Origin of the sequence: Buchnera aphidicola (Aphis helianthi) (assembly GCF_005083845.1) — a bacterium.
GTDB lineage: Bacteria > Pseudomonadota > Gammaproteobacteria > Enterobacterales > Enterobacteriaceae > Buchnera > Buchnera aphidicola_AW.
This window is the reverse complement of record NZ_CP034894.1, coordinates 599,536-613,469: the sequence shown is the minus strand read 5'-3', so window position 1 is coordinate 613,469 and position 13,934 is coordinate 599,536. Positions and strand designations below refer to the sequence as shown.

The following is a 13,934-nucleotide window of genomic DNA, read 5'->3' as shown; positions in this document are numbered from 1 at the left end:
TAAATTAATCGTACTCCTATTTTATTTAAAGGGTAAATATATATCAAAACGATTATTTTTATTATTTATTGAAAATTCAACTTTTTCATTAGATAAAGGTTTTGCATAAGAAGGTCTTTTAACAATAATTCTTTTTTTTGCAAATTTTCTAGAAACATTTAATAAATTTTCACAATTATCATTATTTTGAATAATATTTCGTAAAAATTGTATATTTTTTTTAGGCAATGCTTTTTTTTTATTTGTAGGATACATTGGATCCAAATAAATAATATCTGGTTTTAACATTGATGTATTAAGAATTTTACAACTATCGGAAAACATTAAATGTAATCTTTTTTTTAACCAATTTCCAATATTTTTATTTTCATATGCTCTTTGTAAACCATCTTTCAATAAGGCAGCAATTATTGGATGACGTTCAATCATAACTACATAGCAACCCCAAAAAGAAATTAAAAATGCGTCTTTACCAAATCCAGCTGTAGCATCTACAACATAGGGAAAATAATTTTTTTTAATTCCTAATGCTTTATAAAGAGCTTCATTTTTTTTTTTAAAATTTGAACATCTATAATTATTTTGATTAGATAAAAAATCAACTTTAATAATTTTTTTCCGAGATTCTAGACGATTATATAATTCTAATGTATTATTATTTATTATTAATGCTAAAGAAGCATTTTCATCATGTTTTATATTATAATCATTAATTATTTTCTGTATTCTTGTATTAATATTTCTTGTAATTAAATATATATTCATAATATTTGTATTTTTTTGTTATTAATAATTGACTTTTCTAAAAATAGATTTAAAATATACGAAATAAGAGCATTTTATTTTTTACATCTCTTAAGCAACTAGCAACTTAAAAATTATTTTTAAATACTAATTTTAACAATGTTGTTTTAAAAAGTAAAAAATAAAACTACTAAAAATTTAGTTGAAACTGCTTTAAAAATATTTTTTGTCAAATTTTTAACAAAAATATTTTTATTTAAAGAAGTTAGTTAAAAAAAAAGGAAATAAAATTATGTCATCTAATATTAATCTAGTTGATAAATTAAATCCAATATCTTTTGAACAAAATGAAAAATTCAAGACTAAAATAAAGCCTTTTGATAATAATGAAATAATTTCACGTATTGAAGACCCAATTAATAATCCTAGAAACAATAAAAATACACACGGTACTAAAAATACTACACATAAAAGTACTAAAATTACAATCGATTTTCCTCAAAATGATTTAGATTTAGTTGAGTTAGAAAAATTACATGAAAAATACTTAAATGATTTACAAAAAATAGAACAAAAAATTAAAGAAACCGGTGAAATCGGCGATTTAGATGAATTAAACCCTGAAAACTCTGTGAAAAAAAAACTGATTCTGAATCCTCTTATAAAACCACGATTCAAACTATCCTAGAATTTATCCCTAACACTTTAAATACTTTACTTAATTTTATTAACGATACAATTGATAGTATAAATTTTAAAGAAATTGCCAATAATATAATTAATCAGCTTAAAGAAGCAATATATACAACTTATATAATCATCAAAGATGAAGCTATAAATTTATTAAATGGAACTACATTTAAAAAGATTTTTGATGCAGGTTATAATTTTATTGTTGGATCTTCAATGGATGAGTCAACAAGAAAGGTAAATGATAAGATTGATAGTTTAGTTAAATATGTTGAAAAGTTAAAAAAGACAATTGAATCTTCAAAATTATTGATACATGCTCTTATTAAAAAAATAAGAGAACAAGGAAGATTAAAAATAATTAACAAACTGAATCATAATCCTAAACACCCTGAATATGAAAGTTCTTTTCCTGATTTAAACTATGAAACTCCAATATCACAAAAAATTGATCAGCGGCATCCAAATGATTTTGATGATAGTTTCGATTTCAAACTAAAATTAAGAAATATCAAGTTAAATAAAAATTTTCAAGATAAAATAAACAAAACTATCAAAAACTCTCATTATGACTTTGAAAAAAATAAAGATATTTGGACAATATTTGATAAAAAAGAAGAATCGTCTTCCGAGGAAAATGATACTACAACAATCTCTTCTTATTCACCGATGTATGAAAAACTAGAGGTCCCTAAAGATTTAAATAAATATTTTATGATAGATTTTAACTCTTCTGTTTTCGTAATTGATGGACGTTTAATTCCATCTTCAACTAAAGAGAAGATGCTTCAAAGATTTAAAGAATTAATTACTAATGATATCGAGCAAAAATTCATTTCTCAATATGCAAACCCATCTTTATTAAGACCATCTTATTTAAAACTAATGGCTGAACATCCAGAATTAAATAATGCTCGAATTGTACGAGCAAAAAATTTTTATGAGATCACTCATCTAGAAGATGGTAGTATTAGAATCATTATTACTAATTTATCTGATTTTTATTCTATAGATGCAAATAATATAAGAAGACATCATTCTTATGGAATAGAAACAAATGTTATTTTTTCATATAGAAAAGCACCAATAATAAAACATTCATATGTTATTCATTAATATTTTAAAAAACATATCTATTTTTAAAAAAATAATAGGGTTATCTAACCCTATTATTTTTTTTTAAATTATATTAACAAAATACTATTTATTTGATATTTTTTTAATTTTTTTTAAAAAAGCAAAATGTATTTCTTTAGGAAGATATGGTTTTACATTTCCTTTATATTTTGCGATTTCTTTTACAAAAGATGATGATATAAATGAAACATCTTTAGATGAAAGTAAAAATATACTATCTAATTCAGGATATATCTGTTTATTTATAGCGGCTAATTTAATTTCATAATCAAAATCAAATATTGTACGTACCCCTCTAATTAAAATATTAGTATTTTCTTTTTTTGCCAAATTAGCTAGTAAATCATTAAAACCAATTATTTTTTTTATGTTATTAAGATGTAACGTAGCTAATTTAGCTAATTGAATACGTTCTTTTAGACTAAAAATAGTTTTTTTATTTATATTGTCAGAGGAAATAGCAATAATTATATTGTCAAAAATTTTTGTTGCACGAGTTATAATGTCTAAATGTCCATATGTAATTGGATCAAATGTACCTGGATATATTGCTGTTTTTTTCATTTTTATTATTTTTTATTTATAGATAATTTTATTTAACTGTAATAAAATTAAAATATTAAACTTTATTTTCATATAAATGTTAAAAGGAAATTATATGCAACAAAGTTGGAGGCCAAGTGCTTCTATTAAAGATTTAATTAAAAGAGCTGAAATTATTGCTAATATTCGTTTATTTTTTTTAGAAAAAAAAATTTTGGAAGTAGAAACTCCTTTTTTATCTAAATCAACAGTTACAGATATAAATTTAACTCCTTTTGAAACTAATTATTTTTCTTCAGAAAGCAATTTAAATGCATTAAAATTATGGTTAATAACAAGTCCAGAATACCATATGAAACGTTTACTAGCAGCTAAAAGTGGACCAATATATCAAATATGTCATAGTTTTAGAAATAAAGAATACGGTAAATATCATAATCCAGAATTTACTATGCTTGAATGGTACCAAATTTCATACTCTATGAAGAAATTTATTAATCAAATAGATTTTTTTTTTCAAAAAATATTAAAATGTGAAAAATCAGATAAAATTTCTTATCAAAAAATATTTATAAAACATTTAAATATAGATCCATTTTCTACGAATCTTTCTGAGCTATATAAAATTTCAAAAAAGTTTGATTTAGAACATTTAACATATTCTGAAAATAATTTAAATACATTAATAGAAATATTATTTACTCTGATCATAGAGCCTATTTTGGGAAAAAAAAGACCTATATTTATATATCATTTTCCTGTTGAACAAGCATCTCTTGCTGCTTTAAATAATAAAGATAATCGTATTGCAGAAAGATTTGAAATATTTTTTAAAGGAATTGAATTAGGAAATGGTTTTTATGAATTAACAGATTATTCGGAAAACAAAAAACGTTTGATTAATAACAATAAAATAAGATATAAAATGAATCTACCGATACAAAAAATAGATAATAATTTTTTAAATGCAATACATCATGGTTTACCCTCTAGTTCAGGAGTTGCAATAGGTATAGATCGTTTAATAATGATTGCATTAGAGAAAAAAAATATTAATGAAGTACTTTCGTTTGCATTTGATCGTTGTTAAAAAAAAATTACCAATAATTTTCTATAGTAATATGTCCATTTTTTTTTCTTAAATGTTTATTCATACCTTTGTGTTTATTTAAAAATAAATATGTATCTTTAACCATAAGTGGATTTCCACATAACATAATATGTGAGTTTTGATTGTTAATATTTAATCCGATTTTTTTTTCTATTATATTGTGTGCCAATAAAAAGGGAATTCTACCTGATAAAGAATCATTATCTTTTTCTCTACTTACTATAGTTTGAATTTTTAATTTTCCATGATATTTTATATATAATTTTTTCATTAATGGAAGATAAATTAATTCGTTTTTGTATCTTACAGCATGTACTAAAACAATATTTTTAAATTTTTCTATATCTTTTCCTTCTTGTAAAATAGAACAATAAGGACCAATTGCAGTTCCAGTAGCAAACATCCATAATGTTTCACAATCAGGTATTTCTTTTAAGATAAAAAATCCAAATGAATTTTTTTTAATAAATATATTATCTCCAATTTTTAAATTATATAATAAATTACTTAATTTTCCGTTTAAAACACGAACAATATAAATTTCTAAATTTTTGTTACTAGGAGCATTAACAAAAGAATATGCTCTTTGAATTTTTTTAGTTGAATTATTTTCATATAATGCTAGTTTTGTAAATTGTCCTGCTTGAAAATTCGATATATCTGCATTTAAAAAAATACTAAATAAATTTTTTGTCCATTTTTTTATTTGTAAAACTTCAGCATTAATCCATGGATTCATTGAATGTTCCTATATTGTTTAAAATTATTTAAATAATCATTGTACTTATGTTAGAATAAGCACAATGATTATTAAAAGACTTTGTTTAAACATTACTTATATTTTATTTATTTTCAATTTGTGTATTATTAGGAATATTAATAAATATTTTTTTAGGTTTTTCTTTATCTGGAATTTGATATTCAAAAATTAATTCTAATAAACCTAAAGATAAATTTGCTTTGCTTACTTGTATTTTATGATCAAAATTAAAACTTAAAGAAAAATCATTAAAAATTATATCTTTATTTAAATATTTATTTATTTTTTCATTATTTTGATGTTTTTTTTCTTTTTTCCCTTGAATTACGAGTTGATTATTATGAACAGATATATCTAACTCTTTCTCTTTATATCCAGGTATACTTAATATTAATTTATATTTTTTCTCATTAGTCTCAATTAAATTATATGGTGGTGTATCTGATATTGGTTTTTCTCCTGTTAAAGTACTAAAAATTTTATCAATTTGATTAAATCTATTTGAAAAAGCGCTATTGTGATTAATATTTGGTAAAAAAGAAAATGAACGATAGGACATAAAAAACTCCTTTTTGTTTATAAAATATATTTTAATTTTTAATTTAAATAATATTTTTAAAGCTTAAAAAAGTTTCTTAAATTATATATGATCTTATTTTTTTTTTTCAATAGTAATTTACAAATAAAAAATATTCATCCATTTAGATTATATTTTAATGGATAAATATTTTTATTATTTTACAAAATAAAACGACTAAGATCTTCATTAGATATTAACTGATCTAAATGTTTCCCAACATAATCTGAATTTATTTCAATTTTACTGCCACTATTACTGCTAGCATTAAACGAAATATCTTCCATTAATTTTTCTAATATTGTATGCAATCTCCTTGCTCCTATATTTTCCATAGATTCATTTACCTTCCATGCAGCTTCTGCAATATTCCTAATACCTTCTTTTGTAAAATGTATATAAACCCCTTCTGTTTCCATAAGTGCTTTATATTGTGTTGTAATTGATGCAGTAGGTTCAGTAAGTATTTTTTCAAAATCGTTTATTGTCAATGCTTGCAATTCTACTTTTATTGGAAGTCGGCCTTGTAATTCAGGTATTAAATCGGAAGGTGTAGAAGTTTGAAAAGCGCCAGATGTGATAAATAAAATATGATCTGTTTTTACCATACCATATTTTGTAGATACGGTACAACCTTCAATTAATGGAAGTAAATCTCTTTGTACACCTTCTCTTGAAATGTCCGGACCAGATGCGTCACTTCGTTTGCATATTTTATCAATTTCATCTATAAATACTATTCCATGTTGTTCGACTGCATTAATTGCTTCTTTTTTAATATCTTCTGGATTAACTAATTTTGCAGCTTCTTCTTCTTTTAATAATAAAATTGCGTCTTTAATTTTTAATCTTCTTGTATTTTTTTTATGTCCACCTAAATTTTGAAATAAAGATTGTAATTGACTTGTTAGTTCTTCCATCCCAGGAGGGGCCATAATTTCTACACCCATAGTAGTAGCTAATAAGTTAATTTCAATTTCTTTATCATCAAGGACACCTTCTCTTAATTTTTTACGAAATACTTGTAGAGTATTTGAAAGACTTTTATTTTTTTCATTTTCTGTCCAATTATTTTTAGGCCTTGGAACTAAAACATCTAGTATTCTTTCTTCAACAATTTCTTCAACTCTAATTTTATTTTTTTCTATATTTTTTATTCGAATCATTTTTATAGCGGCATCTGTTAAATCTCGAATAATTGAATCTACTTCTTTCCCTACATATCCTACTTCAGTAAACTTAGTTGCTTCTACTTTAATAAATGGAGAATGAGCTAATTTTGCTAATCTTCTAGCAATTTCTGTTTTTCCTACCCCAGTTGGACCAATCATTAAAATATTTTTCGGTGTAATTTCTTGTCTTAGTTCGTTATTTAATTGCATTCTACGCCAACGATTTCTTAATGCAATAGATACCGCTTTTTTTGCTTTTTCTTGACCAACAATGAATTTATCAAGTTCAGCAACAATTTGAGGAGGAGTCATTTCAGACATATAAATAATCCTTACTTTTCTGAAAGTAGTTCTTTTATAGTGAAAATATGATTTGTGTATATACAAATATTTGCAGCAATATTGAGTGATTTCTCTACGATTTTTTTAGCACTAAGATTAGTATTTTCTATTAATGCTCGAGCAGCTGATTGAGCATAAGATCCTCCTGATCCAATTGCAATTAAATCATCTTCAGGTTGTATTACATCTCCATTTCCAGTAATAATTAATGAAGTCTCTTTATCAGCAACCGCTAATAGAGCCTCTAATTTTCTAAGCATTTTATCAGATCTCCAATCTTTTGCTAATTCTATAGCTGATCGTTGTAATTGACCTTGATATATAGATAGTTTTTTTTCAAACATATCAAATAAAGTAAAGGCATCTGCAGTTCCTCCTGCAAAACCAGCAATTACTTGTTCGTGATAAAGAGTTCTAATTTTTTTGACATTACTTTTCATGATAGTATTGCCTAAAGTTGCTTGTCCATCACCTCCAATTACTACTTTATTTTTTAATCTTACACTAAGTATTGTGGTCACAAGAAAAACCTCTTAAAAATAACGTTTTTATTTTGAAATATATAAAAATTTATATATAAATTTTTTTATTATGTATAATTAATCGATTAAAACAATATATTTCTTTGAATATTTTTTTTTTAAAAGTATTTATTTTTATAAATTTTCTAATTTTTTAATGTATTTCCATCTTTCTTTTGGTTCAGCAGGTAATATATTTTCATTTTCTTTTTTTTGAATAAGTACTTTTTGATTTGTATTTTTTGAAAATATTTTAAAAAAAATCAAAAAAATAATTATTACTATTAAGATAATAAATAAATTATATTTATTAAATTTAATTTTTTTTTTTTTCTTTTTTTTAAAATACATCGAATTAATTTTATTTTGATTTTTATACATATTTTTATTTTTTATTTTTAAAAAAACATAATAGTTAATAACTAATAGTCGTATAATAGAATAAATATTTTAATAAATGTAGGAAATTTCTATGAAAAAAAAAATACATCCTTATTATTCTCAGATAATAGCTACTTGTTCATGTGGAAATAAAATTGAAATTTTTTCAACTGTTAATCATAATCTAAATCTAGATATATGTGCAAAATGTCATCCATTTTATACTGGAAAACAAAGAATTATTGATACTGGAGGACGTGTTGAAAGATTTAAAAAACGTTTTAAAATGACTAAAACAGAAACGATATAAAATTATTTTTTTTATTTTATATTTTAAATAATAATTTTTAATTTTAAGCATCTAAATAATATTTTGATGCTTAAAATATATTTAACATAAAAATTAATCTAATTATTCTTATTCAATGTTTTTTAAAACATTAGATATAGATTTGTTTTGGAAATAATTTTTTAATGCAATATAAATAGCATTAGCAATTTTTTTTTGATAGGAAATTGTTCGTAATTTTTTTTCTTCTTCGAAATTTGTAATAAATCCAGTTTCAATTAAAATAGAAGGTGTATTTATAGAACTTAATATTCCTAAGCTAGCATAATTTGGTCGTTTTTTATTAATTTTTACAATTTTTTTAAATTCTTGAAATATATAACTTGATAAGTTTATTTCCATAGTTTGAAAATTGTTAAATTGCAAATCGAGAATAGTTTTTTTTAAATACATATCATTTTTATTGTTTTTAAAGATATCTTCAATATTTTTAGAAAAATAGATTTTTTCTGTTTTGTCACTTATGAAATTGTTAATTTCACGATACATTCGATTACTTGAAACAATCCAGATTGATATTCCTGATACATATTGTTGTCTTGAAGAATCTACATGAATCGAAAGTAATAGACTTGTTTTTTGATTTTTTAACAAGTTTTTTCTTTTTTTTAAAGACAGATAAGAATCATTGTTACGCGTTAAAACTGCATGAAACATTTTATTATTATTTAATAATTTTTTTAGATTAATAGCAATTTTTAATGTTACTTCTTTTTCTTTTAGTCCGTTATGTCCAATTGATCCTGGATCTTGTCCGCCATGCCCTGCATCTATTAATATAGTAATTTTTTTTGTTTTTTTTATTGTATTTTTTTTAAATTTATGAAAAAAAAATTATTTTTTTTTTGATAATTTTTTATTTTTTTTTCAAATATTGTTTTATGAATAACATTTTTTTCAATATTTTTCTTAAATTTACCTTGAAAACTAACTAATAAACAAGCTAATATTATCCATTTATAAGAACAATAAAAAATCATAAATTTTCCTTAATTTTTTAGCAAATATTTATTTTTAATTTTTGGAGCGGGAAACGAGATTCGAACTCGCGACCCCAACCTTGGCAAGGTTGTGCTCTACCAGCTGAGCTATTCCCGCAAAGTTTAAACTATTTTTTAAAATATTTTATATATTTTATATAGATAAAACTTATTAATCAAGCTTTACTTTAAAAAACTTTTTTTACTTAATATTTATTATTTATTTTTATAAAATTTTTAATTTAATTAGATATTAAAAAATATTTTTTTATAAAAACGTAATTCCATTATTGATTCTGTTATATCTTCTAATGCAGTATGATTTTTTTTTTTTAAACCCTTTTATTTTAGGATACCAAAGAGATACCAATTCTTTAATAGTACTAACATCAATGCAGCGATAATGAAAATAATTTTCTAAATCTGGCATGTACTGATGTAAAAATTTTCGATCTTGATAAATACTATTACCACACATTGGTGATGTTTTTAGAGGAACCCATTGTTTTAAAAAAAATATAGTTTTAGATTCAGCTTTAGATTCATTATAAGAGCTTTTTTTTACTCTTTCGATTAATCCATTTTTTTTATGAGTTGTTTTATTCCACTCATTCATTAATAACATATGCTTTTCTTGTTGATTAATAGCAATAACTGGTCCTTTTGAAATAATATTTAGTTTTGCATCTGTAATTAAAGTAGCTATTTCAATAATTCGATGAATTGTAGGATTTAGTCCTGTCATTTCTAAATCAATCCAAATTAGATTTTTATTATTAAATTTCATAAGTTTTTTTTAATGACTATTTTTTTATTAGATAACAATTTTTTATTTTTAAAATATTTTAATAATTTTTTGTTATTAATAGATATTGGACACTTTAAACATTATAGTATAATAATTAAATATTTATAAATTATTTAAGAGATTATTTAAGTGAAAAATATTAATCTTATCCAAACAAGATCTTGGAATGTTTTAAAAAATCATTTTGATATAGTAAAAAATGTACATTTAAGAGATCTTTTTTTATTAGATTCTAATAGATTTAAAAAGTTTTCTATTTGTTTTGAAAATAAAATATTAGTTGATTTTTCAAAAAATCGAATTACTCAAAATACTTTAAAATATTTATTAGATTTAGCTAAGGAACTGAACGTAAAAAAAGCTATCAGATCAATGTTTTCTGGAGAAAAAATAAATGAAACAGAAAATCGTTCTGTACTGCATATTGCTTTACGAAACAGACAAAATTCTCCAATTTTTGTAAATAACTGTAATGTTATGTTAAAGGTAAATTATGTTTTAAAAAAAATGAAAATTTTTTCAGAATTAGTAATTAGTGGACAATGGAAAGGTTATACTGGAAAATCTATTTCAGATGTAGTTAATATAGGTATCGGAGGTTCTGATTTAGGTCCGTATATGGTTACAGAAGCATTACGTCCATATAAAAACCATTTAAATATACATTACGTTTCAAACATAGATGGTACTCATCTTTCTGAAGTTTTTAAAAAAATTAATCCTGAGACAACAATTTTTTTAATAGCTTCCAAAACTTTTACTACAGAAGAAACAATAACAAATGCCAATAGTGCAAAAATATGGTTTTTAAAAAATTCCAAAGAAATTTCTACTCTTGATAAACATTTTTTTGCTTTATCCGCTAACATAAAAAATGCTTTAAATTTTGGTATTAATATTAAAAATATTTTTGAATTTTGGAATTGGGTCGGTGGTCGTTTTTCATTATGGTCTTCAGTAGGATTATCTATTATTTTATCTATCGGATTTAAGAATTTTGAAAAATTTTTAAATGGCGCCCATGCTATGGATAATCACTTTTATAATTCAGAATATGAAACAAACATACCAATAATATTAGCTCTTATTAGTATTTGGTATACTAATTTTTTTGGTTCAGAAACAGAGGCAATATTTCCATATGATCAATATATGCATCGGTTTTCAGCTTATTTTCAGCAATCTAATATGGAATCTAATGGTAAATCAATAGATAAAAGAGGTCAAAAAATATCTTATCAAACAGGACCTATTATTTGGGGAGAACCAGGAACTAATGGTCAACATGCATTCTTCCAATTAATGCATCAAGGCACTAAATTAATTCCAAGTGATTTTATTGTTCCTATTATTTCGCATAATAATTTAAGAAATCATCATATAAAATTAATATCTAATTTTCTTGCGCAGACTCAAGCACTTGCTTTTGGAAGTTCAGAAATATCTTTTGTAAAAAAATTTACTTTTTTTGAAGAAAATATAAAAAATATTACAAATGAAATCAATAGAAATTTTTTATTTACACACTGTGTAGGAAATCAACCTACTAATTCTATTTTAATACAAAAAATTACACCCTATAATTTAGGTGTTTTGATTGCTTTATATGAACATAAAATATTTGTACAAGGTCATTTATTAAATATTTTTAGTTTTGATCAATGGGGTGTAGAATTAGGAAAAAAATTAGCTAAAAATATTTACAAAAATTTTTTTGATATAGAAAATGATAAAAATTTCGATTCGTCTACACAAGGTTTAATAAGTTTTTATAATTCTTTTTATAAATAAAATTTTAATCAATTTTTTTAGTTATAAATTAATATTAAATAATAAATATTAGATTTAATATTAAATACTAAGTAATATTTTATTATTTGTAATTAATATATTTTTCAGTATATGAGCAATGAATATGTTTAAATTAATTAAATCAAAAATACAAAATTTTGGTCAATTTTTAAGTAATATAATGATGCCCAATATAAGTGTTTTTATTGCTTGGGGTATTATGAGTGCATTTTTTACACCTCTAGGATGGCAACCAAATAAAGTTTTAGCAGAATTAATTTCACCTATGATATTTTATCTTTTACCAATTCTTATTGGATATACTGGAGGACGATTAATTGGTGGAGAAAGAGGTGGTATTATTGGAAGTATTACTACTGTTGGTATGATTGCAAGTACTAAAATACCTATGTTATTAGGAGCGATGGTTTCTGGAACATTAGGTGGTTGGACTATTAAAAGTTTTGATGATCTAGTAAAAGATAAAATAAAATATGGTTTTGAAATGTTAGTTAATAATTTTTCTATTGCAATAATTGGAATATTTTTAACGATTATTTCATTTTTATTTATTGGACCTTGTATTGAATTTATTTCAAATTTTATAGGTTATTTATTAAAAATTATTGTACATTATAATTTATTACCACTCATAGCTATTATAATTGAACCTGCTAAAATATTTTTTTTAAATAATACAATTAATCATGGAATTTTGTCTCCATTAGGTCTTCAAGATATTTTAGTAAACAACAGTTCTATATTTTTTTTAATAGAATCTAATCCCGGACCAGGATTAGGTGTATTGCTTGCATGTTTTTTTTTCGGACAAGGAAACTATTATAAATCAGCAGGAGGAGCTTCAATTATTCAATTTTTAGGAGGAGTTCATGAAGTTTATTTTCCTTACGTTTTAATTAATCCAAAATTAATATTCTCGCTTATTTTAGGAAGTATGACTGGTATTTTCATGCTTGTTTTTTTTCAAGGTGGTTTAATTGGAGCGGTTTCACCAGGATCTATTATATCTATTCTAGCAATGACAAAAAAAGATTTATATTTCATTAATATTTTTTCTATTTTTTCTTCTTTTATTATTTCTTTTTTAACAGCTATTATATTATTAAAATTTGTTAATAATAAAAATGTAAAGTCTATTCACCCCAATAATAGTGCAATTAATGATAATTTATTAAATTATAACAATAATAAATCAGATGATTTTTTTGAAAATATCAATACTATTGTAGTAGCATGTGATGCGGGTATGGGATCTAGTGCGATAGGTGCTAGTATTCTTCGAAAACAAATAAGAAAAAAAAATTTAATAAATATATCTGTATTTAATGTTTCTATTCATTCTATACCTAAAAATGTTGATATTGTAATAACACATAAAAATTTAACTCCTCGTGCTAAAGAATACGCTCCTAATGCCAAACATATATCTTTAACTAATTTTCTTGATCATGGTTTCTATGAATTTTTAGTAAATAAATTAATTCAAAATAAAAACTTTTATAATACAGAAAATATAACTAAAATAAATAATTTTAATAAATCAAATGAACTAGAAAAGTTATTTCAATTAAGTGAAAAAAATATTTTTCTTAATCAATTTGCTGATAATAAAGAGCAAGCGATCAAAATTGTTGGAAAATATTTAGTAGAACAAGGTTACGTTAAAATTGATTACATTGATTCAATGTTAGAACGAGAAAAAATTACGTCTACGTGGTTAGGTGAAAACATTGCGTTACCACATGGTACTATACAAGCAAAAGATACTATTTTAAAAACTGGAATAATTTTCTGTCAATTTCCTAAAGGTGTACGTTTTGGAGATAATATTGATGATATTGCTTATCTTGTAATTGGAATTGCTGCTAAAAATAATGAACATGTTATGGTGGTTAGTAAAATTACAAATGCATTAGATGATAAAAAAATCATTGATAAACTATCTAAAACAAAAAATATAAAAGAGGTTTTATTATATTTAAACATTTAAAAATTTAATTAGGATTT

15 protein-coding genes, 1 tRNA gene and 1 pseudogene are annotated in these 13,934 nt (G+C 22.8%); 6 read left to right on the top strand and 11 right to left on the bottom strand.

What is annotated here, in order from left to right:
• Positions 1 to 21: 21 nt before the first annotated feature.
• Positions 22 to 765, bottom strand: coding sequence for a class I SAM-dependent methyltransferase (locus D9V62_RS03000; protein WP_158340311.1), 744 nt, complete (start codon positions 763 to 765; stop codon positions 22 to 24).
• 271 nt (positions 766 to 1,036) lie between these two features.
• On the opposite strand from D9V62_RS03000, the gene D9V62_RS02995 reads away from it, so the two are divergent.
• Both D9V62_RS02995 and D9V62_RS02990 read left to right on the top strand, forming a co-directional pair.
• Positions 1,037 to 1,432 carry a hypothetical protein gene (locus D9V62_RS02995; RefSeq protein WP_158340310.1) on the top strand — a complete coding sequence of 132 codons (396 nt, stop codon included), beginning with the start codon at positions 1,037 to 1,039 and terminating at the stop codon, positions 1,430 to 1,432.
• Between the two features lie 218 nt (positions 1,433 to 1,650).
• A complete protein-coding gene (locus D9V62_RS02990) occupies positions 1,651 to 2,550 on the top strand; it encodes a hypothetical protein (RefSeq protein ID WP_158340309.1) in 900 nt (299 codons plus the stop codon).
• 84 nt (positions 2,551 to 2,634) lie between these two features.
• Here D9V62_RS02990 and coaD read toward each other — a convergent pair whose 3' ends face one another.
• Positions 2,635 to 3,135, bottom strand: coding sequence for a pantetheine-phosphate adenylyltransferase (coaD, locus tag D9V62_RS02985; RefSeq protein ID WP_158340308.1), 501 nt, complete (start codon positions 3,133 to 3,135; stop codon positions 2,635 to 2,637).
• A 94-nt stretch (positions 3,136 to 3,229) separates the two neighbouring features.
• Between coaD and epmA the strand changes: the two genes are divergently transcribed.
• Positions 3,230 to 4,204, top strand: a complete 975-nt coding sequence (gene epmA / locus D9V62_RS02980) for an elongation factor P--(R)-beta-lysine ligase (protein ID WP_158340307.1) — start codon at positions 3,230 to 3,232, stop codon at positions 4,202 to 4,204.
• A 7-nt stretch (positions 4,205 to 4,211) separates the two neighbouring features.
• Here the strand turns inward: epmA and D9V62_RS02975 are convergent, their stop codons facing one another.
• The 5 genes from D9V62_RS02975 to D9V62_RS02955 all read right to left on the bottom strand — a co-directional run bounded on the left by D9V62_RS02975 (position 4,212) and on the right by D9V62_RS02955 (position 7,978).
• Positions 4,212 to 4,964: an FAD-binding oxidoreductase gene (locus D9V62_RS02975; protein WP_158340306.1), complete on the bottom strand. Its 753-nt coding sequence runs from the start codon at positions 4,962 to 4,964 to the stop codon at positions 4,212 to 4,214.
• A gap of 103 nt (positions 4,965 to 5,067) precedes the next feature.
• The gene (locus D9V62_RS02970; protein ID WP_158340305.1) at positions 5,068 to 5,544 is read right to left on the bottom strand and encodes an Hsp20 family protein; all 477 of its coding nucleotides are present in this window, start codon (positions 5,542 to 5,544) and stop codon (positions 5,068 to 5,070) included.
• A 179-nt stretch (positions 5,545 to 5,723) separates the two neighbouring features.
• A complete protein-coding gene (hslU, locus tag D9V62_RS02965) occupies positions 5,724 to 7,055 on the bottom strand; it encodes an HslU--HslV peptidase ATPase subunit (protein WP_158340304.1) in 1,332 nt (443 codons plus the stop codon).
• A gap of 11 nt (positions 7,056 to 7,066) precedes the next feature.
• Positions 7,067 to 7,597, bottom strand: a complete 531-nt coding sequence (gene hslV / locus D9V62_RS02960; protein ID WP_158340303.1) for an ATP-dependent protease subunit HslV — start codon at positions 7,595 to 7,597, stop codon at positions 7,067 to 7,069.
• 135 nt (positions 7,598 to 7,732) lie between these two features.
• Complete coding sequence (locus D9V62_RS02955) at positions 7,733 to 7,978, bottom strand: hypothetical protein (RefSeq protein ID WP_158340302.1); 246 nt, start codon at positions 7,976 to 7,978, stop codon at positions 7,733 to 7,735.
• Between the two features lie 91 nt (positions 7,979 to 8,069).
• On the opposite strand from D9V62_RS02955, the gene rpmE reads away from it, so the two are divergent.
• The gene (rpmE, locus tag D9V62_RS02950) at positions 8,070 to 8,288 is read left to right on the top strand and encodes a 50S ribosomal protein L31 (protein ID WP_158340301.1); all 219 of its coding nucleotides are present in this window, start codon (positions 8,070 to 8,072) and stop codon (positions 8,286 to 8,288) included.
• 108 nt (positions 8,289 to 8,396) lie between these two features.
• On the opposite strand, the gene D9V62_RS02945 is transcribed toward rpmE, so the two are convergent.
• From D9V62_RS02945 to orn, 4 genes and pseudogenes are all read right to left on the bottom strand, one after another.
• The gene (locus tag D9V62_RS02945; RefSeq protein WP_261979524.1) at positions 8,397 to 9,131 is read right to left on the bottom strand and encodes an N-acetylmuramoyl-L-alanine amidase; all 735 of its coding nucleotides are present in this window, start codon (positions 9,129 to 9,131) and stop codon (positions 8,397 to 8,399) included.
• Entirely contained in the window at positions 9,128 to 9,307 is a 180-nt protein-coding gene (locus D9V62_RS02940; RefSeq protein ID WP_158340299.1) for a hypothetical protein, read from the bottom strand. The genes D9V62_RS02945 and D9V62_RS02940 overlap by 4 nt, the downstream gene beginning before the upstream one ends.
• Positions 9,308 to 9,349: 42 nt before the next feature.
• Positions 9,350 to 9,425: transfer RNA gene (locus tag D9V62_RS02935), tRNA-Gly, on the bottom strand.
• A gap of 128 nt (positions 9,426 to 9,553) precedes the next feature.
• Positions 9,554 to 10,094, bottom strand: a pseudogene (orn, locus tag D9V62_RS02930) (oligoribonuclease).
• 150 nt (positions 10,095 to 10,244) lie between these two features.
• Here orn and pgi point away from each other — a divergent pair.
• Positions 10,245 to 11,906: a glucose-6-phosphate isomerase gene (gene pgi, locus D9V62_RS02925; protein ID WP_158340298.1), complete on the top strand. Its 1,662-nt coding sequence runs from the start codon at positions 10,245 to 10,247 to the stop codon at positions 11,904 to 11,906.
• A gap of 118 nt (positions 11,907 to 12,024) precedes the next feature.
• On the top strand, positions 12,025 to 13,917 hold the full coding sequence (locus tag D9V62_RS02920) for a PTS mannitol transporter subunit IICBA (RefSeq protein ID WP_410051782.1): 1,893 nt from the start codon (positions 12,025 to 12,027) through the stop codon (positions 13,915 to 13,917).
• The last annotated feature ends 17 nt before the right edge of the window (positions 13,918 to 13,934 follow it).

Coding starts and splice junctions, on each gene's coding strand:
- D9V62_RS03000 (WP_158340311.1), bottom strand. CDS start 765: ATGAATATATATTTAATTACAAGAAATATTAATACAAGAATACAGAAA.
- D9V62_RS02995 (WP_158340310.1), top strand. CDS start 1,037: ATGTCATCTAATATTAATCTAGTTGATAAATTAAATCCAATATCTTTT.
- D9V62_RS02990 (WP_158340309.1), top strand. CDS start 1,651: ATGGATGAGTCAACAAGAAAGGTAAATGATAAGATTGATAGTTTAGTT.
- coaD (WP_158340308.1), bottom strand. CDS start 3,135: ATGAAAAAAACAGCAATATATCCAGGTACATTTGATCCAATTACATAT.
- epmA (WP_158340307.1), top strand. CDS start 3,230: ATGCAACAAAGTTGGAGGCCAAGTGCTTCTATTAAAGATTTAATTAAA.
- D9V62_RS02975 (WP_158340306.1), bottom strand. CDS start 4,964: ATGAATCCATGGATTAATGCTGAAGTTTTACAAATAAAAAAATGGACA.
- D9V62_RS02970 (WP_158340305.1), bottom strand. CDS start 5,544: ATGTCCTATCGTTCATTTTCTTTTTTACCAAATATTAATCACAATAGC.
- hslU (WP_158340304.1), bottom strand. CDS start 7,055: ATGTCTGAAATGACTCCTCCTCAAATTGTTGCTGAACTTGATAAATTC.
- D9V62_RS02955 (WP_158340302.1), bottom strand. CDS start 7,978: ATGTATAAAAATCAAAATAAAATTAATTCGATGTATTTTAAAAAAAAG.
- rpmE (WP_158340301.1), top strand. CDS start 8,070: ATGAAAAAAAAAATACATCCTTATTATTCTCAGATAATAGCTACTTGT.
- D9V62_RS02940 (WP_158340299.1), bottom strand. CDS start 9,307: ATGATTTTTTATTGTTCTTATAAATGGATAATATTAGCTTGTTTATTA.
- D9V62_RS02920 (WP_410051782.1), top strand. CDS start 12,025: ATGAATATGTTTAAATTAATTAAATCAAAAATACAAAATTTTGGTCAA.